The organism is Pseudomonas sp. GNP013, assembly GCF_054343995.1.
This window is the reverse complement of record NZ_JBTGUT010000001.1, coordinates 4490234-4514045: the sequence shown is the minus strand read 5'-3', so window position 1 is coordinate 4514045 and position 23812 is coordinate 4490234. Positions and strand designations below refer to the sequence as shown.

The 23812-nt window shown below is 61.9% G+C and carries 23 protein-coding genes; 11 read left to right on the top strand and 12 right to left on the bottom strand.

Annotation, left to right across the window (positions count from 1 at the left end):
* Positions 1–33 precede the first annotated feature (33 nt).
* The gene (locus tag ACXX81_RS19950) at positions 34–216 is read right to left on the bottom strand and encodes a hypothetical protein (protein ID WP_209987942.1); all 183 of its coding nucleotides are present in this window, start codon (positions 214–216) and stop codon (positions 34–36) included.
* Positions 217–440: 224 nt separating this feature from the next.
* Between ACXX81_RS19950 and azu the strand changes: the two genes are divergently transcribed.
* Positions 441–887, top strand: coding sequence for an azurin (gene azu, locus ACXX81_RS19945; RefSeq protein WP_231422398.1), 447 nt, complete (start codon positions 441–443; stop codon positions 885–887).
* Between the two features lie 136 nt (positions 888–1023).
* Here the strand turns inward: azu and nadE are convergent, their stop codons facing one another.
* From nadE to ACXX81_RS19930, 3 genes are all read right to left on the bottom strand, one after another.
* Positions 1024–1851 (bottom strand): NAD(+) synthase, encoded by an 828-nt coding sequence (gene nadE, locus ACXX81_RS19940; protein ID WP_057009741.1) that lies wholly within the window; start codon positions 1849–1851, stop codon positions 1024–1026.
* A 3-nt stretch (positions 1852–1854) separates the two neighbouring features.
* Positions 1855–3069, bottom strand: coding sequence for a nicotinate phosphoribosyltransferase (gene pncB, locus ACXX81_RS19935; protein WP_209987948.1), 1215 nt, complete (start codon positions 3067–3069; stop codon positions 1855–1857).
* 221 nt (positions 3070–3290) lie between these two features.
* Entirely contained in the window at positions 3291–4181 is an 891-nt protein-coding gene (locus ACXX81_RS19930; RefSeq protein ID WP_322212508.1) for a LysR family transcriptional regulator, read from the bottom strand.
* Between the two features lie 153 nt (positions 4182–4334).
* Between ACXX81_RS19930 and amaB the strand changes: the two genes are divergently transcribed.
* From amaB to ACXX81_RS19885, 9 genes are all read left to right on the top strand, one after another.
* On the top strand, positions 4335–5825 hold the full coding sequence (amaB, locus tag ACXX81_RS19925) for an L-piperidine-6-carboxylate dehydrogenase (protein WP_322212509.1): 1491 nt from the start codon (positions 4335–4337) through the stop codon (positions 5823–5825).
* Positions 5826–5931: 106 nt separating this feature from the next.
* Positions 5932–7215 (top strand): L-pipecolate oxidase, encoded by a 1284-nt coding sequence (gene amaA, locus ACXX81_RS19920; protein WP_458572259.1) that lies wholly within the window; start codon positions 5932–5934, stop codon positions 7213–7215.
* A 373-nt stretch (positions 7216–7588) separates the two neighbouring features.
* Positions 7589–8725 (top strand): branched-chain amino acid ABC transporter substrate-binding protein, encoded by a 1137-nt coding sequence (locus ACXX81_RS19915; RefSeq protein ID WP_057009736.1) that lies wholly within the window; start codon positions 7589–7591, stop codon positions 8723–8725.
* 201 nt (positions 8726–8926) lie between these two features.
* Positions 8927–9841, top strand: coding sequence for an ABC transporter permease subunit (locus tag ACXX81_RS19910; RefSeq protein WP_003236186.1), 915 nt, complete (start codon positions 8927–8929; stop codon positions 9839–9841).
* A 2-nt stretch (positions 9842–9843) separates the two neighbouring features.
* Entirely contained in the window at positions 9844–11121 is a 1278-nt protein-coding gene (livM, locus tag ACXX81_RS19905; protein WP_458572258.1) for a high-affinity branched-chain amino acid ABC transporter permease LivM, read from the top strand.
* Positions 11118–11993 (top strand): ABC transporter ATP-binding protein, encoded by an 876-nt coding sequence (locus ACXX81_RS19900; protein ID WP_209987963.1) that lies wholly within the window; start codon positions 11118–11120, stop codon positions 11991–11993. Before livM ends, ACXX81_RS19900 begins: the two co-directional genes overlap by 4 nt.
* Positions 11990–12706, top strand: coding sequence for an ABC transporter ATP-binding protein (locus ACXX81_RS19895; protein WP_209987966.1), 717 nt, complete (start codon positions 11990–11992; stop codon positions 12704–12706). Before ACXX81_RS19900 ends, ACXX81_RS19895 begins: the two co-directional genes overlap by 4 nt.
* 694 nt (positions 12707–13400) lie before the next feature.
* Positions 13401–14165, top strand: a complete 765-nt coding sequence (locus ACXX81_RS19890; protein WP_458572257.1) for an SDR family oxidoreductase — start codon at positions 13401–13403, stop codon at positions 14163–14165.
* A 205-nt stretch (positions 14166–14370) separates the two neighbouring features.
* On the top strand, positions 14371–15276 hold the full coding sequence (locus tag ACXX81_RS19885; protein ID WP_458572256.1) for a cation diffusion facilitator family transporter: 906 nt from the start codon (positions 14371–14373) through the stop codon (positions 15274–15276).
* A gap of 357 nt (positions 15277–15633) precedes the next feature.
* Here ACXX81_RS19885 and ACXX81_RS19880 read toward each other — a convergent pair whose 3' ends face one another.
* The 7 genes from ACXX81_RS19880 to ACXX81_RS19850 form a co-directional block, all read right to left on the bottom strand.
* A complete protein-coding gene (locus ACXX81_RS19880) occupies positions 15634–16743 on the bottom strand; it encodes an AGE family epimerase/isomerase (RefSeq protein ID WP_458572255.1) in 1110 nt (369 codons plus the stop codon).
* A 171-nt stretch (positions 16744–16914) separates the two neighbouring features.
* Complete coding sequence (locus tag ACXX81_RS19875; protein WP_322212514.1) at positions 16915–17487, bottom strand: HupE/UreJ family protein; 573 nt, start codon at positions 17485–17487, stop codon at positions 16915–16917.
* Positions 17488–17510: 23 nt separating this feature from the next.
* Positions 17511–18125: an urease accessory protein UreG gene (gene ureG / locus ACXX81_RS19870; protein ID WP_003236172.1), complete on the bottom strand. Its 615-nt coding sequence runs from the start codon at positions 18123–18125 to the stop codon at positions 17511–17513.
* Between the two features lie 23 nt (positions 18126–18148).
* Positions 18149–18823 carry an urease accessory protein UreF gene (locus ACXX81_RS19865; protein ID WP_231422405.1) on the bottom strand — a complete coding sequence of 225 codons (675 nt, stop codon included), beginning with the start codon at positions 18821–18823 and terminating at the stop codon, positions 18149–18151.
* Positions 18820–19320 carry an urease accessory protein UreE gene (ureE, locus tag ACXX81_RS19860; RefSeq protein ID WP_209987985.1) on the bottom strand — a complete coding sequence of 167 codons (501 nt, stop codon included), beginning with the start codon at positions 19318–19320 and terminating at the stop codon, positions 18820–18822. Before ureE ends, ACXX81_RS19865 begins: the two co-directional genes overlap by 4 nt.
* A 192-nt stretch (positions 19321–19512) precedes the next feature.
* Positions 19513–20145 carry a TetR family transcriptional regulator gene (locus ACXX81_RS19855; RefSeq protein ID WP_209987987.1) on the bottom strand — a complete coding sequence of 211 codons (633 nt, stop codon included), beginning with the start codon at positions 20143–20145 and terminating at the stop codon, positions 19513–19515.
* A 181-nt stretch (positions 20146–20326) separates the two neighbouring features.
* Positions 20327–20695, bottom strand: coding sequence for a hypothetical protein (locus ACXX81_RS19850; protein ID WP_209987990.1), 369 nt, complete (start codon positions 20693–20695; stop codon positions 20327–20329).
* A 345-nt stretch (positions 20696–21040) separates the two neighbouring features.
* Here ACXX81_RS19850 and ACXX81_RS19845 point away from each other — a divergent pair, with 345 nt between their 5' ends.
* Positions 21041–23107 (top strand): AsmA family protein, encoded by a 2067-nt coding sequence (locus tag ACXX81_RS19845; protein WP_322212516.1) that lies wholly within the window; start codon positions 21041–21043, stop codon positions 23105–23107.
* Positions 23108–23242: 135 nt separating this feature from the next.
* On the opposite strand, the gene ACXX81_RS19840 is transcribed toward ACXX81_RS19845, so the two are convergent.
* Entirely contained in the window at positions 23243–23773 is a 531-nt protein-coding gene (locus ACXX81_RS19840; protein ID WP_209987997.1) for a ferritin-like domain-containing protein, read from the bottom strand.
* Between the last annotated feature and the right edge of the window lie 39 nt (positions 23774–23812).

Sequence of the window (23812 nt, the reverse complement as noted above, 5' to 3'; positions counted from 1 at the left end):
TGGCAAGCGCGCTTGCCACAGTGTGGGGAATACTTATTCAGCCGGATCTTTTGGTGTTTCGCTCTCGTCGCTCGTTACTTCAGCATCTGCATCCGGGGTCTCGCCACCGGCTTCTTCGTCTGCAGCGGCTTTTTTGCGTTGCAGTTTTTCCTCTTTCTTCTGTTCCTTGGCCAAGTCTCTCTGACGTTTGGCGAAGGAGTAATTAGGTTTGGCCATGGGCGATCCTCTAGGGTCGAAGGGGAGGGGGGCGGCGCGCAGCTGCCTTTGGGTCGCTATGGTAGCAGCTTAGCGGCGCGGTTGGCGGCTGGCAGATTGTGCTGAGCAGTCTGATAGCCTAAAGTTGTATACAATCTGCCGGTGCAGATCATAAGAATTCAAGCCCGTCTGAGGCGCCCTTTGCGGTATTACGCGTTTTTAAAACCTTGCCATGGAGATTTCACATGTTTGCCAAAATCGTTGCTGTTTCCCTGCTGACTCTGGCCAGCGGCCAGTTGCTTGCAGCAGAGTGCGCGGTCACTGTTGATTCCACCGATCAGATGTCCTTCAACACCCAGGAAATCACCATCGACAAGAGCTGCAAGACCTTCACCGTCGAGCTGACTCACTCCGGCAACCTGCCGAAAAACGTTATGGGTCACAACTGGGTGCTGACCAGCGCGGCCGATATGCAACCGGTCGCCAGCGAAGGCATGGCTGCTGGCATCGACAAGAGCTACCTGAAAGAGGGTGATGCGCGCATCATCGCGCACACCAAGATCATCGGTGCCGGTGAGAAGGATTCGGTGACTTTTGATGTGTCGAAGCTGGCTGCGGGTACTGACTACGCGTTTTTCTGCTCGTTCCCGGGGCACATCTCGATGATGAAAGGTACGGTGGTGGTCAAGTAACACCGCGTTATCGTTTATCGGGAGCAAGCCCCCTCCCACACTTGACCGGGTTCCAACATGGGAATGCGGGCAAATGTGGGAGGGGGCTTGCTCCCGATAGCTGTTCAGCAATCAACACAACATTTTCTGACCTGCCTCACGGCGCAAACGGCATCACTCGCTTGTGCTCGGTCTTGCGATACGTCTCGCAGATAATCCGGAACGCCTCTTCGCGCACCGGCTCACCGTGCAGGAACGCATCGATTTCGGCATAGGTCACGCCATGTGACGCTTCATCCGGCTTGCCCGGCGACAAATCTTCCAGGTCCGCCGTCGGCACTTTCTCCACCAGCGACTCCGGCGCGCCGAAGTAACGCGCAATCGCGCGCACCTGGTTTTTCACCAGCCCGCTCAAGGGGGCCAGGTCACAGGCGCCATCGCCGAACTTGGTGAAGAAACCCATCACCGCTTCCGCCGCATGGTCAGTACCGATCACCAGGCCACCGGCCGCGCCGGCGATGGTGTACTGCGCCACCATGCGCATGCGCGCCTTGGTGTTGCCCAGCACAAAGTCGCGGGACGCGGCGGGCTTGTCTTCAAACGCCGACACTTCAGTGGCCAGGGCTTTCACCGCCGGGCCGATGTTCACGGTGTGGCGCTCGTGCGGGTTGATGAAGTCGACCGAAGCCTGGGCATCGAGTTCGTCGAACTGGGTTTCGTAGGGCAGGCGCACCGCGATAAAGCGATAGGCCTCGTCGCCGCTGCTGGCGCGCAGTTCCTGCATCGCGCGCTGGGCCAAAAGGCCTGCGGTGAGGGAGTCGACGCCGCCGCTGATGCCCAGCACCAGGGCCTTGAGTCCGGAATTGCGCAGGCAGTCCTGGATAAACGTTATGCGCCTGACCACTTCGGCCTCAAGGGCCGCCTGGTCGTTGAACGGCGCCTGGACCTTGAGCTGCTGCGCAATTTCACGCTGTACGGCTTGCATGGTTCACTCCTTGCTGGATAGGGCAGGTACTTTGAAAACGTGACGCAAATAGGCGACGAAATTGGGGTCGGTGCAGTGGGTCTTGCCCGCTTCATCGGAAATCTTCGCGACCGGCTGGCCATTGCAGGCGGTCATTTTAAGCACGATGCTCATCGGCTCCACCCCTGGAATGTCGCAGGTCAGGTTGGTGCCGATACCAAAGCTCACATTGATGCGACCGCGCAGCGCACGGAATATCTCCAGCGCCTTGGGCAACGTCAGGCTGTCGGAGAACACCAGGGTCTTGCTCATCGGCTCGATGCCCAGTTTGTGATAGTGGGCGATGGCTTTTTCGGCCCATTGCACCGGGTCGCCGGAGTCGTGGCGCAGGCCGTCGAACAGCTTGGCGAAGTACAGATCGAAGTCGCCGAGGAACGCGTCGGTGGTGATGCAGTCGGTCAGGGCGATGCCGAGCAGGCCACGGTATTCGCGCACCCAGCAGTCGAGCGCGGCGATCTGGCTGTCGATCAGGCGCGGGCCGAGTTGCTGGTGGGCCATGATCCACTCGTGGGCCATGGTGCCCAGCGGCTTCATGTCGAATTCGCGGGCCAGGTGCACGTTGCTGGTGCCCACGAAGCGCCCGGGGAAATCGTGCTTGAGCACGCTCACCACTTCTTCCTGCACGCGGTAGGAAAAGCGTCGGCGCGTGCCGAAATCCGCCACTTGCAGCTCCGCCAGCTCCTCGCTGCTCGCATGGGCGGTCAGCCAGTCGAACTTGCGATACAGCTGCTCGCGCGCCTGTTCGAGGATCACGCTCTGGTAGCGGTAGCGGTTACGCACTTCGCTGACAATCGCCAGCATCGGCACTTCAAACAGGATCACATGCAGCCACGGCCCGCGCAGGCGGATAAACAGCTCGCCGTTTTCGATACCGGTCTGCACGTAGCGCAGGTTGAAGCGGAACAGCCCGAGGAAGCGCAAAAAGTCCGGCTTCATGAAACTGATGCGTTCCAGAAAGCCCAGTTGGTCGGGGCTCAGGCTCAGCTCGGCGAGGCGCTCGATCTGGTAGCGGATTTCCGCCAGGTACGGACGCAGGTCCTCGCTGTTGCGGCAACGAAACTCCCATTCAACGTCCACGTTCGGGTAGTTGTGCAGCACCGCCTGCATCATGGTCAGCTTGTAGAAGTCGGTGTCGAGCAGGTTCTGCACGATGCGATCGGCAAACACACTCTCGCTCATAACGGGAATCTCCAGACGGGTCGGCGATGGGCCGGCCTTTACGCACTATTAAGGGATGGTGCTAGTGGCGCATAGACCTGTGGGGTTTTGCCAGCGATTTTTTTTGCTGAGGCCACTGGCGCTATCGGGAGCAAGCCCCCTCCCACAGTTGACCGCGTACTCATGTGCCAACCCGGTCAAGTGTGGGAGGGGGCTTGCTCCCGATAGCGGTATTCCACGCACTAAATGACTTGCTCCATCATCCACTTCACAAATTCGCGCACCTTGGGCACCTCTGCCGAATGCTCCGGATACGCCAGGTAATACGCATCCTGGCTGGGCATCGCATGCTGCCAGGGAATTACCAGCTTGCCCTCGGCCAGTTCCTCTTCCACCAGAAACCTCGGCAACAAGGCCACGCCACAACCGACCTGCGCGGCACGAATGCACATGTAGAAGGTGTCAAAACGTGGCCCGTGATAGCCGTGTTCGGTATGAAGGCCCTGATCGGCGAACCAGTCATGCCAGCCCTGCGGGCGTGAGGCGTTTTGCAGCAGCACCAGGTCGCTCAATTGTGTGGGGTCGGTGAACGGCGTCGCGGGCAGGCTTTCCGGGGCGCACACCGGCACCAGTTCCTCGCTGAACAGCTTCAGGCTCTCGGTGCCGGGCCGCGAGCCCTGGCCGAAGTAGAAAGCCATATCGGCCTTGCCTTGCAGCAGTTCGTCCGGTTCCTGCTCGTTGCACAGGTCCAGATGAATCTGCGGGTGACGCAAACGCCAGCCCTTGAGGCGCGGCACCAGCCAGCGCGCGCCGAAGGTGTAGGGCGTGGACACGCGCAGCACTTCGGTCTCGCCGCCGTAGGAGCGTAGGTAGTGGGTGGACATCTCCACCTGCGTGAGGATCTTGCGCACTTCCACCAGGTAAAGATCCCCCGCCGGGGTCATCTGCAAGCGGCGGCGCACCCGGCGAAACAACAGGTGTTGCAGCAACTCTTCCAACTGCGCCACCTGCTTGCTCACCGCGCTTTGCGTGAGGTTGAGTTCCTCGGCGGCGCGGGTGAAGCTCAGGTGGCGGGTGGCCGCTTCGAAGCACTGCAGGGCGGTGATCGAGGGCAAATAGCGTTTGTTCAGCACGGCACGCCTCTTTTTATTCTTTGCATGAATAAACGGAATGATATCTCGCCTAATCGTCGTTTGTTGGCAAGTCTTGGGCCAGCTACAAATAGGCCCTGAATTGCCGTGCGTGTGGCGGCGCGATTTTTTGTGTGCAGATTGAAGGAGTGACCCATGGTTGCCGCATTGCTTGATCGTCTCGGGGTGAGCCCGGCGCTGTACCAGGCGGGTAAACAGCCCGTGCATTCGCCGATTGATGGCAGCCTGATCGGCAGTGTGCACTGGGAGGGTGCCGCCGAGGTGGAGCAACAGGTCAGTCGCGCCGAGCATGCATTCGACGCCTGGCGCAACGTGCCGGCACCGCGTCGCGGCGAACTGGTGCGCCAGTTTGGTGATGTGCTGCGCCAATACAAGGCCGACCTGGGCGAACTCGTGTCCTGGGAAGCCGGCAAGATCACCCAGGAAGGCCTGGGCGAAGTGCAGGAGATGATCGACATCTGCGACTTCGCCGTCGGCCTTTCGCGTCAGCTCTACGGGCTGACCATCGCCTCCGAGCGTCCCGGCCACCACATGCGTGAAACCTGGCACCCGCTGGGCGTGGTCGGCGTGATCAGTGCGTTCAACTTTCCGGTGGCCGTGTGGGCGTGGAACACCGCCCTGGCGCTGGTGTGCGGCAATGCGGTGATCTGGAAACCGTCGGAAAAGACCCCGCTCACCGCCCTGGCCTGCCAGGCATTGTTCGAGCGCGTGCTGAAGACCTTCGACGGCGCTCCGGAGTACCTCTGCCAGGTGATCATCGGTGGTCGCGATGCGGGCGCCGCGCTGGTGGATGACCCACGCGTGGCGCTGATCAGCGCCACCGGCAGCACCCGCATGGGCCGCGAAGTGGCGCCGAAGGTCGCCGCACGCTTTGCCCGCAGCATCCTCGAGCTGGGCGGCAACAACGCGATGATCCTCGGCCCCAGCGCCGACCTGGACATGGCGGTGCGCGCCATCCTGTTCAGCGCCGTCGGCACCGCCGGCCAGCGTTGCACCACCCTGCGCCGCCTGATCGCCCATGAGTCGGTCAAGGAGGAAATCGTCACCCGCCTCAAGGCCGCCTATGCCAAGGTGCGCATCGGCCACCCGCTGGAAGGCAACCTGATCGGCCCGCTGATCGACAAACATGGTTTCGATGCCATGCAGGACGCCCTGGAACAGGCGTTGAGCGAAGGCGGCAAGGTGTTCGGCGGCCAGCGCCAGTTGCAGGACAAATTCCCCAATGCGTACTACGTGTCCCCGGCCATTGTGGAAATGCCTGAGCAGAGCGACGTGGTGTGCACCGAAACCTTCGCGCCGATCCTTTATGTGGTCGGCTACAGTGACTTTGCCGAAGCCCTGCGCCTGAACAACGCGGTGCCCCAGGGCCTGTCGTCGTGCATCTTCACCCTTGATGTGCGCGAAGCCGAGCAATTCATGTCGGCGGTGGGCAGCGACTGTGGCATCGCCAACGTCAACATCGGCCCGAGCGGCGCGGAGATCGGCGGCGCGTTCGGCGGCGAGAAAGAAACGGGCGGCGGGCGTGAATCGGGTTCGGATGCCTGGCGCGGGTACATGCGTCGCCAGACCAACACCGTGAACTACTCGCTGGAGCTGCCGCTGGCGCAGGGCATTACCTTCGACTGATTCCCCAAGGCGGAGCGCGGTCAATGTGGGAGGGGGCTTGCTCCCACAGTTGATCGCATTTGCACATCAAGAATGGTTGTTTGTTGGGTCTCATCGGAGTCTGGCAATGGCACTGCGCGAAGCATGTTTGTGGGAACACCTCACCCCCGGCCGGCCCGACCGCGCCGCGCTCAAGGGCGAGGTCAAGGTGGATGTGTGCGTGATCGGCGCCGGCATCACCGGGTTGTCGGCAGCCATTCACCTGCTGGAGCAGGGTAAAAGCGTCGCCGTGCTCGAAGCCCATCGCACCGGCCACGGCGGCTCGGGGCGTAACGTCGGGCTGGTGAATGCGGGCCTGTGGATCCCGCCGGACGAGATCGAAGCCGGTTTTGGCGAAGCGGTGGGCAGCCAGCTCAACCGTATGCTGGGTGCGGCGCCGTCGCTGGTGTTCAGCCTGGTCGACACATACAACATCGATTGCCAATTGCGCCGCGAGGGCACCTTGCACATGGCGCACAACGCCCGGGGCGAGGCGGATTTGCGCAGTCGTGAAGAACAGTGGAAGCGCCGTGGCGCGCCGGTCGAGCTGCTGACCGGTCAGGCCTGTGAACAGGCCACCGGCACCCGCAAAATTTACGCCGCCCTGCTCGACAAGCGCGCCGGCACGTTGAACCCGATGGCGTACACCACGGGGCTGGCGAATGCCGCGGCCGGCCTGGGCGGGCAGATGTTCGACCATTCCCCGGTGACGCAATTGGAACGCCAGGGCGCGAACTGGTCGGTGCAGACGGCCCAGGGTTCGGTACAGGCGGCCCAGGTGGTGATCGCCTCCAATGCCTACACCGAAGGCGAATGGACCGAGTTGCGGCGCAATTTTTTCCCCGGTTATTACTATCAGGTCGCCTCCGCGCCGCTCACCGATGACGCCGCCCGGCAAATCCTCCCCGGCGGCCAGGGGTCATGGGACACCCGTCAGGTGCTCAGCAGCATTCGCCGCGATGCCGATGGCCGCCTGTTGCTCGGTAGCCTGGGCAACGGCAATCAGAAGCCGGGCTGGTTCCTCAAGGCGTGGGCTGATCGGGTGCAACAGCATTACTTCCCGTACCTCAAATCGGTGCAGTGGGAATACACCTGGACCGGCTGCATCGCGTTTACCCCGGATCACCTGATGCGCCTGTTCGAACCGGCGCCGGGCCTGGTCGCCGTCACCGGCTATAACGGGCGCGGCGTCACCACCGGCAGTGTGGTCGGCAAGGCGTTTGCCGATTACCTGTGTCACCAGAATCCCCAGGCCTTGCCGATTCCGTTTGCGCCGATGCAGCCCCTGACCGGCGTGGGCGTGCGCAGCTGTCTGTATGAAGCGGGATTCTCGCTGTATCACGCCGGGCAATGCTTGCGAATCGTGATCTGAACAGCGACCTGGCGTTTAAGAGCCTACCTCTTCCTGGCAGGCTTCCCATCTGTATTGGTGCAAGTCGTAGCAATCGCGCACTGTAAATGTGCAGTTCCGTTACGCCTGTTGTTACAGGTGCAGGCGCTGTCGTTTGCGGGTCCGGTTGCAGGTGCCACCGGGTAGGGTTGTACTTTTTTTGCCTGCTGGTTGCACCTATGCCAGCAAGAGGGTTGCACGTACTGGCAAGCGGCGCCGAAACGCCTGCAATAACAATGACACGGTGTCTTTTTGAAGAATAAAAAAGTAATGGCACGCGGCTTGCTCTGAGCTTTCGGTGAAAGGATGGAATGCAAGTCGTCGTGCCTAAAATCAAAAATACGGAGCACCACTCATGTCCCAGACGTTTTACAAGAAAGGTTTTCTGGCCCTCGCCGTTGCAGCGGCGCTGGGTGTTTCTACGTTTGTTCAAGCTGATGTGAAAATCGGCGTGGCGGGCCCGATGACGGGCGCCAACGCCGCTTTCGGTGAGCAGTACATGAAAGGTGCCCAGGCGGCGGCCGATGTGATCAACAAGGCCGGCGGCATCAACGGCGAAAAAATCGTGCTGGTGGCTGGCGATGACGCATGCGAGCCCAAACAGGCCGTGGCCGTGGCCAACCGCCTGGCCGACCAGGACAAAGTGATCGGCGTGGTCGGGCACTTCTGCTCCTCCAACACCATCCCGGCGTCCGAGGTGTATGACGAGGCCGGCATCATTGCGATCACGCCGGGCTCCACCAACCCGCAAGTCACCGAACGTGGCCTGGGCGCGATGTTCCGCATGTGCGGGCGTGACGACCAGCAGGGCGTCGTCGCCGGCGACTACATCGTCGATGTGCTCAAGGGCAAGAAAGTCGCGGTCATCAACGACAAGGACACCTACGGCAAAGGCCTGGCCGACGCCACCGCTGCCCAGTTGACCAAGCGCGGCGTCAAGCCGGTGCTGGAAGAAGGCCTCACCCGTGGCGAGAAGGACTTCAGCGCCCTGGTCACCAAAATTCGCTCCACCGGCGCCGACGTCGTGTACTTCGGCGGCCTGCACCCCGAAGCCGGCCCTCTGGTGCGCCAGATCCGTGAAGCGGGCCTCAAGGACGTCAAGTTCATGTCCGATGACGGCATCGTCACCGACGAACTGGTCGCCACCGCCGGCGGCAAGCAGTACGTGGACGGCGTGTACATGACCTTCGGTGCCGACCCGCGCAAACTGCCGGACAGCAAGACCGTCGTGGAAGAGTTCCAGAAGAGCGGCTACGAGCCGGAAGGCTACACCCTGTACGCCTACGCGTCGGTCCAGGCGCTGGCGGCCGGCTTCAATGGCGCCAAGTCCAACAAGGGCGAAGACGCTGCCAAGTGGCTCAAGGCTCACCCGGTAAAAACCGTCATGGGCGAAAAAGCCTGGGACTCCAAGGGCGACCTGAAAATCTCCGACTACGTGGTTTACCAGTGGGATAAAGACGGCAAATATCACCAGCTGGAAAAACAGAAGTAAGCCTGAGCACCACAGCTCCACTGTGGGGGGGGCTTGCTCCCGATAGCGGTATGTCAGGCAACACCTGCATGACTGACCCAGCGTCATCGGGAGCAAGCCCCCTCCCACAGGAGATGGGGCTGTTATCGAGATCTGTTTTTTCCTCCAGAAGCGCCGCACACCCACCCGGTGTGCAGGTGCTCACCGCGTGAGATTTGCGTTATGGATGGTATTTTCCTGCAGCAACTGGTCAACGGCCTGACCCTCGGGTCGGTCTACGGCCTGATCGCCATCGGCTACACAATGGTCTACGGCATCATTGGCATGATCAACTTCGCCCACGGCGAGGTTTATATGATCTCCGCGTACCTCGCGGCGATCAGTCTGGCACTGCTGGCTTACTTCGGCATCGAATCCTTCCCGCTGCTCATTCTCGGCACCCTGATCTTCACCGTGGTCGTCACCGGCGTGTACGGCTGGGTGATCGAACGGGTTGCCTACAAACCGCTGCGCAACTCCACCCGACTGGCCCCGCTGATCAGCGCCATCGGGATTTCGCTGATCCTGCAGAACTACGCACAGATCGCCCAGGGCGCCAAGCAACAAGGCATCCCGACCCTGCTGGCCGGCGCCTGGCGCGTCGATATCGGCAGCGGGTTCGTGCAACTCACCTACACCAAAGTGTTCATTCTCGTGGCGGCGTTTGCCGGCATGGCCCTGCTCACCTACATCATCAAGTACACCAAGCTGGGCCGCATGTGCCGCGCGACGCAGCAAGACCGCAAGATGGCCTCGATCCTCGGTATCAACACCGACCGCGTGATCTCCTATGTCTTCGTCATCGGTGCCGCCATGGCTGCGTTGGCCGGCGTGCTGATCACCCTCAACTACGGCACCTTCGACTTCTATGCCGGCTTCATCATCGGCATCAAGGCATTTACCGCAGCGGTGCTCGGCGGCATCGGCTCCCTGCCTGGGGCGATGCTCGGCGGGATCATCCTGGGGATTTCCGAGTCGCTGTTCTCCGGGTTGATCAACTCCGACTACAAAGACGTGTTCAGTTTCTCCCTGCTGGTGGTGATTCTGATTTTCCGTCCCCAGGGCCTGCTGGGTCGCCCACTCGTGGCTAAGGTGTAAACATGTCTGCTGCCAAACCTATCGATATCAAGAAAAGTGTGATCGATACGATCCTTGCCGGGCTGATTTCGTTGATCGTGTTCGGTCCGATCGTCGGCGTGGTCCTCGACGGCTACAGCTTCAATCTGGAACCGGCCCGCGTGGGCCTGCTGGTGGCCATCGTGATGGTCGGCCGCTTTGCCATGAGCCTGTTCCTGCAAACCCCCAGAGGCCTGAAGATCCTGCAGGGCTTCGAAAGCAGCGGCTCCGGCGTGCACGTGCGGGCGCCGGACTATAAATCGCGGCTGCGCTGGATCATCCCGGCGCTGATCGTGATCGCCATCGTGTTCCCGATCTTCGCCAACAAGTACCTGCTCACCGTGGTGATCCTCGGACTGATCTACGTGCTGCTCGGCCTGGGCCTGAACATTGTGGTCGGCCTGGCCGGTCTGCTCGACCTCGGTTACGTGGCGTTCTACGCCATCGGTGCCTACGGCCTGGCATTGGGTTATCAATACCTCGGCCTGGGCTTCTGGACGGTGCTGCCGTTGGCGGCCATCGCGGCGGCGTTAGCGGGGTGCATACTCGGCTTCCCGGTGCTGCGAATGCACGGTGACTACCTGGCCATCGTGACGCTTGGCTTCGGTGAAATCATCCGCCTGGTGCTCAACAACTGGCTGTCGTTTACCGGCGGGCCGAACGGCATGCCCGTGCCGTCGCCGACCTTCCTGGGCCTGGAGTTCGGCCGGCGCGCGAAGGACGGCGGGATACCCTTCCACGAATTTTTCGGCATTGACTACAACCCCAATATCAAATTCCTGTTCATCTACATCGTGCTGTTCCTGGTGGTGCTGGCCGTGCTCTACATCAAGCACCGCCTGACCCGCATGCCGGTCGGCCGCGCCTGGGAAGCCCTGCGTGAAGATGAGATCGCCTGCCGCTCCATGGGCCTGAACCATGTGCTGGTCAAGCTTTCAGCGTTCACCATCGGTGCATCGACTGCCGGCCTGGCCGGGGTGTTCTTTGCCAGCTATCAGGGCTTTGTGAACCCGTCGTCGTTCACCTTCTTCGAGTCGGCGCTGATCCTCGCCATCGTGGTACTGGGCGGCATGGGTTCGACGGTGGGCGTGGTGATCGCGGCGTTCGTATTGACCGTGGCGCCTGAGTTGCTGCGCAGCTTCTCGGAATACCGCGTGCTGCTGTTTGGCGTGTTGATGGTGGTGATGATGATCTGGCGACCACGCGGGTTGATCCGCATCAGCCGAACCGGTGTGACCCCACGCAAAGGAGTGGCGCCATGAGCAAGGAAGTCGTTCTGTCCGTGGAACACCTGATGATGCACTTCGGTGGCATCAAGGCCTTGAGCGATGTGAGCCTCAAGGTCGAACGCAACTCGATCTTCGCCCTGATCGGCCCCAATGGCGCCGGCAAGACCACCGTGTTCAACTGCCTCACCGGCTTCTACAAGGCCAGTGGCGGCAAGATCCAGCTCAACATCCGCGGCAAGCAGACCAACGTGATCCAACTGCTCGGCGAACGCTTCAAGGCCGTCGACTTCGTGTCGCCCAAAAGCTTCTTCAGCCGTGTGTATTACAAGATGTTCGGCGGCACCCACCTGGTCAACCGCGCAGGCCTGGCCCGTACGTTCCAGAACATTCGCCTGTTCAAGGAAATGTCGGTGCTGGAAAACCTGCTGGTGGCCCAGCACATGTGGGTCAACCGCAACATGCTCGCGGGCATCCTCAACACCAGGGGCTACCGCAAGGCCGAGAGCGATGCGCTCGACCACGCCTTCTACTGGCTGGAAGTGGTCGACCTGGTGGACTGCGCCAATCGCCTCGCCGGCGAACTCTCCTATGGCCAGCAGCGCCGCCTGGAGATCGCCCGCGCCATGTGCACGCGGCCGCAGATCATCTGCCTGGACGAACCGGCCGCCGGCCTCAACCCGCAGGAAACCGAAGCCCTCAGCGCGATGATTCGCCTGCTGCGCGACGAACACGACCTCACCGTGGTGCTGATCGAACACGACATGGGCATGGTGATGAGTATTTCCGACCACATCGTGGTGCTCGACCACGGCAACGTGATCGCTGAAGGCGGGCCGGAAGCGATCCGCAACGACCCGAAAGTGATTGCCGCCTACCTGGGCGCCGACGAAGAGGAGCTGGTATGAGCGGGCCTATCCTCGAAATGAAGGACCTGGATGTGTTCTACGGCCCGATCCAGGCCCTGAAAAAAGTCTCGCTGCACATCAACGAAGGCGAAACCGTGAGCCTGATCGGCTCCAACGGCGCGGGTAAGTCCACGCTGCTGATGTCGATCTTCGGCCAGCCACGGGCAGAATCCGGGCAGATTCTGTACAACGGCGTCGACATTACCCACAAGTCGTCCCACTACATCGCCTCCAATGGCATCGCACAGTCGCCGGAAGGGCGGCGGGTGTTCCCCGACATGACGGTCGAGGAAAACCTGTTGATGGGCACCATCCCGATCGGCGACAAGTTCGCGCAGGAAGACATGCAGCGCATGTTCGAGCTGTTCCCACGGCTCAAGGAGCGGCGCAACCAGCGCGCCATGACCATGTCCGGCGGCGAGCAGCAAATGCTCGCCATCGCCCGTGCGCTGATGAGCCGGCCCAAGCTGCTGCTGCTGGACGAACCGAGCCTGGGCCTGGCACCGATTGTGGTGAAGCAGATCTTCTCCACGCTGCGCGAGCTGGCGGCCACCGGCATGACCATCTTTCTGGTGGAACAGAACGCCAACCACGCGCTGCGCCTGTCCGACCGCGCGTATGTGATGGTTAACGGCGAGATTCGCCTGACGGGCACCGGCAAGGAGTTGCTGGTGAACGAGGACGTGCGCAGCGCCTACCTCGGCGGGCACTGATCGCTGTGGGAGGGGCTTGCTCCCTCCCACACGGGTTTTGTGTGGTCCGCAAGACCCCTTTCGAAATTGTGGAAAACAAATCCAGCCGCCCTCCAAACCGCGACATATAGCCGCCGCAAATCCCTGTTTTGTCACAGTTTTGACTTGTCCCCATTCGCTGTGGAACCGGCTGTGGGTAACGTGGGTGTAGCTGGCTGAAAGCCTTTAACGCCGTGGCTTTCAGCGCGGTGGTCGTTTATTGATCAGCGGTTTTTTCGTGGCCTGTCGAGGGGTTTGTCAACCTGTTTAAAGACACAGGTATATGACCGATTGATGTCGGATCAGCCTGTGGATAAGTCTGTGACTAAACTCTGGAAAGACCTCCGTAGGGGCCGGATTAACTGGCCTGGAGCCATCGTTCGGTTTTTGCCTTTTCACCCAGGCCTACATACGGCCCGGTCCAGGTCAAGCAAAAAACTTTCTAAAATCGCCTGCGGGCCTTGTGTACAGCGGCCTGGAGCCTTTTCGACTTGCCCCCAAAGACTGTGGGCGCAGTTGTGGATAACCTGCGCGCATATGGCTGCAAGCCACGGTTCATAAGGCGTTGAATAAATCGATCAAAAAATGATCAGTTGGTCTGCCTGGCGGTTGCCGCAAGCGCCGCGTACGGGCATTCTGCTGGCAACTTTTTCCCGATGTTCGCAAGGAGACCACCATGTCCGACACGTTGTTTATTACTGGCGCCACCTCAGGTTTCGGCGAAGCCTGTGCCCATCGTTTTGCCGAGGCCGGCTGGAAACTGGTGCTCACCGGTCGCCGTGCCGAACGCTTGAATGCGCTGGTCGAAGAGCTTTCCAAGCAGACCGAAGTACACGGCCTGGTGGTGGACGTGCGTGACCGCAAGGGCATGGAAGAGGCCATCGGCAACCTGCCGCCGTCGTTCGCGACCCTGCGCGGGCTGATCAACAACGCCGGCCTGGCCGTGGGCACCGACCCTGCGCCCAAGTGCAGCCTCGACGATTGGGAGACCATGGTCGACACCAACATCAAGGGCCTGCTGACCACCACCAACCTGCTGCTGCCGCGCCTGATTGCCCATGGGCGAGGCGCGGGCATCATCAACCTGGGCTCCATCGCCGGCAACTACCCTTACCCCGGCAGCCACGTGTATGGCGCGTCCAAGGCGTTCGTGAAGCAGTTCTCGCTGAACCTGCGTTGCGACCTGCAGGGCACCGGCGTGCGCGTGACCAACATCGAGCCGGGCTTGTGTGAGAGCGAGTTTTCGCTGGTGCGCTTCGGTGGTGACCAGGCGCGCTATGACGCCACCTACGCCGGCGCCGAGCCGATCCAGCCGCAGGACATCGCCGACACGATCTTCTGGGTGATGAACACCCCGGCGCACGTCAACATCAACCGCCTGGAGCTGATGCCGGTGAGCCAGACCTGGGCTGGGTTTGCGATTGAACGGGGCGGTAAGTAAGGCTTTAAACCGGGTCGTTGCCATCGGGAGCAAGCCCCCTCCCACACTTGACGGTGTTCACACGTCTGAATGTGAGAACTCAGTCCCCTGTGGGAGCGGGCTTGCCCCCGATGGCGTCAAATCGGCCAAAACAGGCCATAAGGTACACTCCCACCCTGAAAACCCCACCGCACCCGGCGGTTCAAAGGTTTTGACGGGAGGAAATGTGAGTAACCGAGGTGAGCAGGCACTGCTCAAACAATCGACGATTCTGATGTTCGCGGTCGCGATCGCCGGGATTGTCACGGGTGTGATATCCGGCGCCCAGTCCATTCTGTTCGACGGCTTCTTCTCGCTGATCGCCACCGCCATCAAGGTGTTGATGCTGATCACGGCCAAGCTGATCGCCAGGAAAAGCAACGAGCGTTTCCAGTTCGGCTATTGGCATCTGGAGCCGATGGTGTTGTTGATCGAAGGCAGTTTCCTGCTGCTGATCGCCCTCTATGCATTCCTCAACGGGGTCTTCGGCATTATCAACGGCGGGCGCGAGATCGAGTTGGGGCTGGTGATCATCTATGCAGCGGTGTTTACCGTCGTCGAGTTCGCTTACTTCTTCTATGTGCGCTACCGCAATCGCACGCTCAAATCATCGCTGATCCAGTTCGACAACATCAGCTGGCTGGTGGACGCGATGCTGTCGATAGGCTTGCTGTTCAGTTTCCTCGCCGCGCTGTTGCTCAAGTCCCGGGGCTATGGCGAGTGGGCCGTGTATGTCGACCCGGCCATCCTGATCCTGCTGGCCCTGAGCATGCTGGCGCCGGCCTTCAAGATCCTGCGTCCGGCGTTGCGCGAGGTGCTGGGGATCGCTCCGGATCACTTGGACGACAAGGTGCGTGAAGTGATGGACGCGGCCAAGGCCCGGCATGGTTTCGACGACTACGTGTCCTACGTGCAAAAGCACGGGCGCGCGCGGTTTATCGAAATTCATGTGGTGTTGCCGGCGGATTACCCGGTGGAGAACGTGGCCACCTTCGACAGGCTGCGCGAAGAGATATCCACAGGGCTCGGCACGCCGGATGCGGCGCGCTGGCTGACGATCAGCTTTACCGGGGATCGCAAGTGGATTGCATGAGGCCGGTTAGACCGCGGTGAGGCAATCGCAGGCAAGCCAGCTCCCACATTCAGCACAGTCAAGTGTGAGAGGGGGCTTGCCCTAATGCCGTTCAGTTAAGCCAGCGTGTTTGACGGGGCGCCTAAGATCAAGATCAAGATCAAGAGCGCGGCGGCCTGAGAGCCGACCGGAATGGTTTGCGAACTCTGTACAAAATGTGGGAGGGGGCTTGCTCCCGATGGCGTCGGCCCAGCAAACATTGATGTTGACTGACCCACCGCTTTCGCGGGCAAGTCGAATCGTCGCACCGCCGCTCCCATAGGGGAGCTGCGCTTAACTGACTGGCATTAGGGCTTGCCCCCGATGAGGCCCGAAAGGTCAGCGCAGATGCTTGATCAGCCCCTGATAGCAAGTCGCCAAATGATAAGGGGTGGTCGACGGCATATCCCGTCGGCTCACGACACCCTTGGCATCCAGGCATTCATGCCAGCCTTTTGCATGCAGGAAATGGTCTTGCAACGCCAGCAATTGGCGCTGCAACACTGCTTCGCTGCCCGGCCGCAACGTCAGCGCGCGCAGGTATTCGGCCTGGGCCCAGATACGCTGAGTGCCGTCACGCACATTGCCGTCTAGGTCGAGCATGCCGCTCACGGCGCCGCTCAGCTTATCCACACCCTTTTGCTCGGCGTAGACAAACGCCCGGCTGAGCGATGCATGCAGCGGCGTGCCGCGCAGCACCTCGGATGAGTCGAGCAGGAAGAACCATTCGAACTGATGGCCCGGCTCGAACCAGTTGTCCACAGCGCCCAGCGGCTTTTCCAGCATCACGCCGTGCCCCGTGTCGATGAAGCGCTGCTGCATGGCCGTCGCCAGGTTCAGCAGGGCGGTTTGCACGTGTGCGTCTTCACGCACCGCCAGGGTGGCGAGGAACGCTTCGGCCAGGTGCATCAACGGGTTTTGCAGCGGGCCGGACGAGAGTGACGACCAGTCGCGCTCCAGCACCGCGTCGTACAGGCCGTCACCGCTGGCGAACCGCTGGGCGACCACTTCGAGCGCGGCATCGAGGACCGACGCCACCAGCGGCTCGCGCACCTTGGCCGAGTAATGGGCGCAGGCGAAGATGATGAAGGCGTGGGTGTAGAGGTCTTTGCGCGTATCCAGCGGTTGGCCCGCCGGGTCGATGCTGTAGAACCAGCCGCCATGTTCGGCGTCATGGAAGTGCTGTTGCAGGGAGCGGAACAGCGCAGCTGCGCGCGCGTGCGCAAAACCGGCCTCGGGCTCGCCGATCAGGCTGGCAAACAGGTACAACTGACGGGCGCAGGCCATGGCGCGGTAGCGCTGGGGCGGCAAGGGCTGGTGATCGGCGTCCAGTGCCTCGTAAGGCAGCGCCAGCTCGGCATTCCAGCCCGGGCCTTGCCAGAGTGGCACGATCAGATCATGGAAATGGCTGAGCACGGTATTCAAAAGCGGTTGGGAAGCGCTGGGCATCGGCTGGCGTCGTCACGGCAGGGGTGTAGGCGCGCATGGTAGCAGGCTTGGGTGCGGTGGTGTCTGCGCCACCGTTATCGCGGGCAAGCCCGCTGCCACATTTTTGAATGGCGAATCCGCTCAAATGTGGGCGCTGGCTTGTCTGCGATGGGGCCGGCACAGGTGCCGAAATCAGCCCGCGAGCAACCACACGCCAGTCGCCGCCGAAGCCGCCCCAGCCACCCGCACCAACGGCGCCGCCGCGGCCGGCAGCACGCGCACCACGGCATAACCGGCGGCATGCAACAGGGCCGTCGCACCGACAAACCCCGCCGCATACGCCCAGGGGCTGGACATCTCCGGCAGTTCCAGACCATGCGCCACGCCGTGGAACAGCGCAAACAGCGCCGTCGCGCCCACTGCCACAAACAGCGGCGGACGCACCGCCAGCGCCACCGCCAGGCCCAGTGCAAGCACCGAGGCAGCGATGCCGCTTTCCAGCGCCGGCAATGCCAGGCCTTCAAACCCCAGCACGCCGCCGATCAGCATGGTGCCGACGAAGGTGCACGGCAGCGCCCAGCGTGCCGCGCCTTTTTGCTGGGCGGCCCACAGGCCCACCGCGAGCATGGCCAGCAAGTGGTCGATGCCGCCCAGAGGATGGCTGATGCCGGCCACCAGGCCGTTGTCGCCATGGCCCGGATGGGCGAAGGCCAGGGCAGGGGCCAGCAGCAGTGCGGCGGCGGCGAACAGTTTGTTGAGGCTCATAAACAGGCTCCGTAATGGGTTGATCAGGCGGCGGTCAGCAGGCCCTGGCGTTCGATGAAGGCGACGATCTCGTCCAGGCCGACGCCGGTTTTCTGGTTGCTGAACACAAAAGGTTTACCGTTGCGCATGCGCTGGGTGTCGCTGTTCATCAGCTCCAGCGAGGCGCCCACCAGCGGCGCCAGGTCGATCTTGTTGATCACCAGCAGGTCGGATTTGCAAATACCGGGCCCGCCCTTGCGCGGCAGCTTGTCGCCGGCCGACACATCGATCACGTAGATAGTCAGGTCTGACAGTTCCGGGCTGAAGGTGGCCGACAGGTTGTCGCCGCCGGACTCCACCAGGATCAGGTCCAGGCCGGGAAAGCGCCGGTTGAGCTGGTCGACCGCTTCGAGGTTGATCGAGGCGTCTTCGCGGATCGCCGTGTGCGGGCAGCCGCCGGTTTCCACACCGATGATGCGCTCCGGCGCCAGGGCCTGGTTGCGCACCAAAAAGTCGGCGTCTTCGCGGGTATAAATATCGTTGGTGACCACGGCCAGGTTGTAGCGATCGCGCAGCGCCAGGCACAGGGCCAGGGTGAGGGCGGTCTTGCCGGAGCCCACCGGGCCGCCGATGCCGACACGCAGGGGTTGTGAGTTCATGTGCTTCTCCACATCAAGGGAATTTAGGAACGGAACAGGCGGCTGTATTGGCGCTCGTGGGCCATGCACGCCAGAGACAGGCCGAACGCGGCGCTGCCTGTTGAGTTGGGGTCGATGCGTGCGGCGTCCTGCTGGGCCTGCTGCAGCAGCGGCAGCAGTTCACTGGTCAGGCGCTGCGCGGCTTGCTGGCCGAGGGGCAGGGTTTTCATCAGCACCGCCAGCTGGTTTTCCAGCCAGCTCCACAGCCAGGCGGCGAGGGCGTCGTCGGGGCTGATGTGCCAGGCGCGCGCGGCCAGGGCCCAGCCCAGTGCCAGGTGAGGTTCGGCGCGCAGAGCGAGAAAGTCTCGGGCCGCGTCATCCAGTTCGGGCAAGCCATTGAGCAGTTGCTGCAGCGAGTAGCCCATCTGCCGGCTCTCCTGGTACAGCTCGCGGGTCTCACGGCTGGCGCGGTGCTCTTCGCACAGGTGCGCCAGCTGCGACCAGTCATCAACAGCGGCGGCACGGCAGTGGGCGAGCAGCAGCGGCGCTTCGAAGCGCGCCAGGTTAAGCAGCAACTGGTCGCTGATCCAGCGGCGTGCGCTGGCGGCGTCCGGCACGCGGCCGTTGTCCACGGCCATTTCCAGGCCCTGGGAATAGCTGTAGCCGCCAATCGGCAATTGCGGACTGGCCAGGCGCAGCAATGCCCAGGCTGGATTCATGTACGCACGCCGAATTGATGCAGTTTGGGCGGGTAGTTGAAGTCTTCATCGCCATGGCGCGAGTGATGATGGCCGCCGCCGTAGGCACCGTGTTCCGGCTGGAACGGCGCCTCGATGGTTTCGGCCTGCGCGCCCAACTGTTCAAGCATGGCCTTGAGCACGTAGTCATCAAGCAGGCGCAACCAGCCATCGCCGACTTGCAGGGCCACGTGGCGGTTGCCCAGGTGGTAGGCGGCGCGTGTCAGTTCAAACGCGCTGCTGCAGGTGACGTGCAGCAGCTGTTCTGGCCGTGCGCACACGCGTACCACCCGGCCGTCTTCAGCCTGCAGGTATTCGCCGTCATGCAGCGGTGGCTGACCACGCTCCAGAAACAGGCCGACGTCTTCGCCGTCGGCACTGAAACAGCGCAGACGGCTTTTGCTGCGGGCTTCGAAGTTGAGCAGCAGCTCGGCGGCCCATTGGGCCTGGGGGGCGATTCGGCGGTGGATCACCAGCATCAGAGGGCTTCCAGCTATGAGCGATAACGGAGCTAGAGCAAGGGGCTTGCCAACCCAGGGCGGGTTGTAGGAATTGCCTGTCGGCGCGCGCCGTTGTGCCTCCGAATAGGGCGGCGGCTTGTTCAGGGCGTGACTCAATGTGGTGCATTGCGTGTGCTAGGGCACTGGATGAGGGCGTTTTTGCCCGGCGGCCTATTCGGTGCTGCCCAGGCCTTGCCAGTGCTTGAGACCAATAAAGATAAAGCGCAACTGCTGGGTGATTTTCGCCTGGGGCGTGAGGTGTTCAGGCAGGGCGTGGGCGGGCGGGTCGATGATATCGGGCAGGGTGGCGAACACGCTCTTGACGATCAGGTCGGCCATCACGTGCAAACCGTCGGCCTGCAGGTGCGCCAGCTTGGGCATGCGGGTGAGGTCGGCGGCGAGGTCGCGGGTGATGTCTTCGCGCAGGGCCGCGATGGCCTGACGCACGGCGAGGCAGCCGCCGTATTGCTCGCGGGCCAGGAACAGGAATTGCGAACGGTTGGCCGATACCACGTCGAGAAAGATCCGCACCGAGGCATCGATGATGCCGCCCATCACGAATTCGTTGTGGCGTACCAGGCGAATGGTGGCGCGAAAGGTCTGGCCGACCTCGCTGACCAGCACGAGCCCGAGCTGATCCATATCGGCAAAGTGCCGATAGAAACCGGTAGGCACGATCCCGGCGGTTTTGGCCACTTCGCGCAGGCTCAGGCTGCCGAACCCACGGCCGCACTCCATCAGATGGCGGGCTGCGTCCATCAGGGCGAGGCGGGTCTGTTGCTTCTGTTCGGCACGGGGCAGCATGGCGGGTGAGCTTTGTCGGCAAGTACAGCGACGCACTCTAGCAAAAGCGCTTTGCCGGCGTCGAACTTGGCGGTATGAAGCGAGGGCGTTGCGTGAAGTCAGGGGGGGCAGGCGTTAGTGACGTTGGCGAGCAAGCTCGCTCCTACGGATGTCGGAGCGAGCTGTCTGGGCCACCACAGGCTCAGCTCTGTGCTTGATGCAGGTCTTGCAGGCGATCAGCACCACCTTCGGCAACGCCTTCAGTGTAGGCACGCTCGTTGGCTTGCTCGGCGCCGCCTTCAGCCAGGCGTTTTTCTTCCAGGCGGTGACGGCCGTTTTCGCTCAGGCCTTCGGTATAAGCGCGTTTGTTGGCTTGCTCCGAACCGTTTTCGGCAACGCCTTTGGCGTAGTCGCGGTTCTCATCTTCTTGCGAGCCGCTGCGGGCCAGAGTCTGGCTGGACTGAACGGCCTGAGCCTGGTGTTGCGGGATAGTCTGCTCGGCGGCTGGCAGGGCGAAGGCACTGGAAGCCAGGACAGACAACAGGACGGTAGCGAGTACTTGGCGTTTCATGATGGTTGCTCCTTGGGAGGGCGATAAAGTGGGTACAGGACTCATGCTACTCTCGATATATCGATATAAAAGTTCATAAACGCAATGGTAATAATCAACACAATTGATGGTTCAAGCGGAGGGCTCTAGATCGGGCCTCTCAAGCACGCGGTTTTGCACCCAAGTGGGTATTTTCGACACAATGGCGGGTAGCAATGGTGCAGGCGAGCAGGCGAAATCTGTCGGTCCGGTCAGAAAAAAAGCGTTCTGCGGTTAAATCCATCAATGGGTTAAACCCTGCTGAGGTTTGCCAGTCGTACCCTTATGAGCTGTATTCCAGCTATCCGTGTTCAGGAGTTCTGTGCAATGACGCGCACTCGTAAAATCGTCGCCTGGTGCTGCGCCGGCTTCGCCGTATTGATCGCCGTGGTCGTGGTGTTCCTGGTGTTTTTCGACTGGAACCGCATCAAACCGCCGCTCAATGCCAAAGTCTCCGAAGAGCTGCATCGTCCGTTCGCCATTAATGGCAACCTCGCGGTGGTGTGGCAGCGCGAACCCGAGGAAGGCGGTTGGCGCGCCTGGGTGCCGTGGCCCCATGTGATCGCCGAGGACCTGACCCTGGGTAACCCGGACTGGTCGAAGCAGCCGCAGATGGTCACCTTGAAAAAAGTCGAGCTGCGCATTTCGCCGCTGGCCTTGCTGGCGCAGCGCGTAGCGATTCCGCGTATCGACCTCACCGAACCGAGTGCCCAGTTGCAGCGCCTGGCCGATGGCCGCGCCAACTGGACCTTTACGTTCGACCCCAAGGACCCGGACGCCGAGCCGTCCAACTGGGTGGTCGACATCGGCGCCATCAAGTTCGACAAGGGCCACGTGACCCTCGACGACCAGACCCTCAACACCCAGCTCGATGTGATCATTGACCCGCTGGGCCAGCCGATTCCCTTTGCCGAAATCGTCGGCGACGCCGATGCCAAAAAGGCCCTGGAAAAAGGCGCTGCGCCGCAGGATTACGCGTTCGGCCTCAAGGTAAAAGGCCAATACCATGGGCAGAAACTCGATGGCAGCGGCAAGATCGGCGGCCTGCTGGCCCTGCAGGACGCGGCCAAACCGTTTCCCCTGCAAGCCCAGGTCAAGATCGGCGACACCAGCATTGCCGTGGCCGGTACCCTGACCGACCCGCTCAACCTCGGTGCGCTTGACCTGCGCCTCAAACTCGCTGGCGCGAGCCTGGGCAACCTCTACCCGCTCACCGGCGTGACCCTGCCGGATTCGCCGGCCTATTCCACCGACGGTCACCTGATCGCCAAGCTGCATGAAGCCAGCGGTGCGTCGTTCCGCTATGAAAACTTCAACGGCAAGATCGGCAACAGCGATATCCACGGCGACCTGGCCTACGTCGCCAGCCAGCCACGGCCCAAGCTCAGCGGCACCCTGTTGTCCAACCAGTTGCTGATGACCGACCTTGCGCCGCTGATCGGCGCCGACTCCAACGCCAAGCAAAAGGCCCGTGGCGGTGCGAGCAAGCAGCCGGCCACCCGGGTGCTGCCAGTGGAAGAGTTCCGTACCCAGCGCTGGCGTGAAATGGATGCCGATGTGGAATTCACCGGCAAGCGCATCGTGCACAGCGCCGACCTGCCCTTCACCGACCTTTACACCCATGTGGTGCTCAACGATGGCGAACTGAGCCTGGAGCCGCTGCGTTTCGGCGTGGCCGGCGGCAAGCTCGATGCGCAGATTCGCCTCAACGGCCGCATCACGCCGATGGAAGGCCGCGCGAAACTCAGCGCGCGCAACTTCAAGCTCAAGCAGCTGTTCCCGACCTTTGAGCCGATGAAAACCAGCTTTGGCGAACTCAACGGCGATGCCGACATCGCGGGGCGCGGCAACTCGGTCGCAGCCTTGCTGGGCAGTTCCAACGGTGACCTGAAGATGCTGATCAACGACGGCGCCATCAGCCGTGGGCTGATGGAGATCGCCGGGCTCAACGTGGGTAACTACGTGGTTGGCCGCCTGTTCGGCGACAAGGAAGTGAAGATCAACTGTGCGGCGGCGGACTTCGGCATCAAGACGGGCCTGGCGACCACCCGGCTGTTCGTGTTCGATACCGAGAACGCCATCATCTACATCGATGGCACCGCGAACATGGCCACCGAGCAGCTTGATCTCACGATCACCCCGGAATCCAAGGGCTTCCGTCTGTTCTCGCTGCGCTCGCCGCTGTACGTGAACGGGCCGTTTATCAAGCCTAACGCTGGCGTCAAAGCCATCCCGCTGGCCCTGCGTGGCGCGGGGATGGTGGCATTGGGCGTCATCGCAGGTCCGGCCGCCGGCCTGCTCGCGCTGGTGGCGCCGAGCGGCGGCGAGCCCAACGAGTGTGCGCCGTTGCTGCAGCAGATGAAGGAAGGCAAGGCGCCCAAGACCGTTAAATAACTGACGGCGCATGGTCCGATGGGGGAGGGAGCAAGCCCCCTCCCACCGTTTATTTTCGGTGTGGCAAAAAAAGAGGGGAGAGCCGTTTAACCGGCTCTCCCCCCTCTTTTTCGTGCGACTTTTTCGTGCGACGACTTACAGGCTTTCGAGAATGTCCGCCATATCGTCGGCATGCTCTTCTTCCTGAGCCAGAATCTCTTCAAACAGACGGCGGGTGGTTGGATCCTTGTCGCCGATGTACTGGATGATTTCGCGGTAGCTGTCCACGGCAATTCGCTCGGCCACCAGGTCTTCGTAGACCATTTCCTTCAGCGAATTACCCGCCACGTACTGCGCGTGGGAGTTTTTCGACAGCAGGTCAGGGTTGAACTCCGGCTCGCCGCCCAGTTGCACGATGCGCTCGGCAAGTTTGTCGGCGTGTTCGGCTTCCTGGGTCGCGTGCTCGAGGAATTCATCGGCGGCAACGGAGGCCTTGATGCCGCTGGCCATGAAGTAGTGACGCTTGTAGCGCAGCACGCACACCAGCTCAGTGGCCAGCGATGTGTTGAGCAGGCGAATGATCTCTTCGCGGTCGGCGTTGTAGCCTTCGGTCACGGCACCGTTTTCGACGTTCTGGCGGGCGCGGCTGCGCAGGGTCGCAACGTCAGTCAAGTTTGCTTCGGTCATCTCAATCTCCTGGTGCTAATCCGGTTGTACGCCACGCTC

Bases quoted from the DNA above. Each gene is read 5' to 3' on its own strand.
- nadE (WP_057009741.1), bottom strand. From the start codon at position 1,851: ATGCAAGCCGTACAGCGTGAAATTGCGCAGCAGCTCAAGGTCCAGGCG.
- ACXX81_RS19840 (WP_209987997.1), bottom strand. From the start codon at position 23,773: ATGACCGAAGCAAACTTGACTGACGTTGCGACCCTGCGCAGCCGCGCC.
- ureG (WP_003236172.1), bottom strand. From the start codon at position 18,125: ATGAACTCACAACCCCTGCGTGTCGGCATCGGCGGCCCGGTGGGCTCC.
- ACXX81_RS19880 (WP_458572255.1), bottom strand. From the start codon at position 16,743: ATGCCCAGCGCTTCCCAACCGCTTTTGAATACCGTGCTCAGCCATTTC.
- ACXX81_RS19845 (WP_322212516.1), top strand. From the start codon at position 21,041: ATGACGCGCACTCGTAAAATCGTCGCCTGGTGCTGCGCCGGCTTCGCC.
- pncB (WP_209987948.1), bottom strand. From the start codon at position 3,069: ATGAGCGAGAGTGTGTTTGCCGATCGCATCGTGCAGAACCTGCTCGAC.
- ACXX81_RS19910 (WP_003236186.1), top strand. From the start codon at position 8,927: ATGGATGGTATTTTCCTGCAGCAACTGGTCAACGGCCTGACCCTCGGG.
- ACXX81_RS19850 (WP_209987990.1), bottom strand. From the start codon at position 20,695: ATGAAACGCCAAGTACTCGCTACCGTCCTGTTGTCTGTCCTGGCTTCC.
- ACXX81_RS19855 (WP_209987987.1), bottom strand. From the start codon at position 20,145: ATGCTGCCCCGTGCCGAACAGAAGCAACAGACCCGCCTCGCCCTGATG.
- ACXX81_RS19895 (WP_209987966.1), top strand. From the start codon at position 11,990: ATGAGCGGGCCTATCCTCGAAATGAAGGACCTGGATGTGTTCTACGGC.
- ACXX81_RS19875 (WP_322212514.1), bottom strand. From the start codon at position 17,487: ATGAGCCTCAACAAACTGTTCGCCGCCGCCGCACTGCTGCTGGCCCCT.
- ACXX81_RS19950 (WP_209987942.1), bottom strand. From the start codon at position 216: ATGGCCAAACCTAATTACTCCTTCGCCAAACGTCAGAGAGACTTGGCC.
- amaA (WP_458572259.1), top strand. From the start codon at position 5,932: ATGGCACTGCGCGAAGCATGTTTGTGGGAACACCTCACCCCCGGCCGG.
- ureE (WP_209987985.1), bottom strand. From the start codon at position 19,320: ATGCTGGTGATCCACCGCCGAATCGCCCCCCAGGCCCAATGGGCCGCC.
- ACXX81_RS19890 (WP_458572257.1), top strand. From the start codon at position 13,401: ATGTCCGACACGTTGTTTATTACTGGCGCCACCTCAGGTTTCGGCGAA.
- livM (WP_458572258.1), top strand. From the start codon at position 9,844: ATGTCTGCTGCCAAACCTATCGATATCAAGAAAAGTGTGATCGATACG.
- ACXX81_RS19865 (WP_231422405.1), bottom strand. From the start codon at position 18,823: ATGAATCCAGCCTGGGCATTGCTGCGCCTGGCCAGTCCGCAATTGCCG.
- ACXX81_RS19915 (WP_057009736.1), top strand. From the start codon at position 7,589: ATGTCCCAGACGTTTTACAAGAAAGGTTTTCTGGCCCTCGCCGTTGCA.
- amaB (WP_322212509.1), top strand. From the start codon at position 4,335: ATGGTTGCCGCATTGCTTGATCGTCTCGGGGTGAGCCCGGCGCTGTAC.
- ACXX81_RS19900 (WP_209987963.1), top strand. From the start codon at position 11,118: ATGAGCAAGGAAGTCGTTCTGTCCGTGGAACACCTGATGATGCACTTC.
- azu (WP_231422398.1), top strand. From the start codon at position 441: ATGTTTGCCAAAATCGTTGCTGTTTCCCTGCTGACTCTGGCCAGCGGC.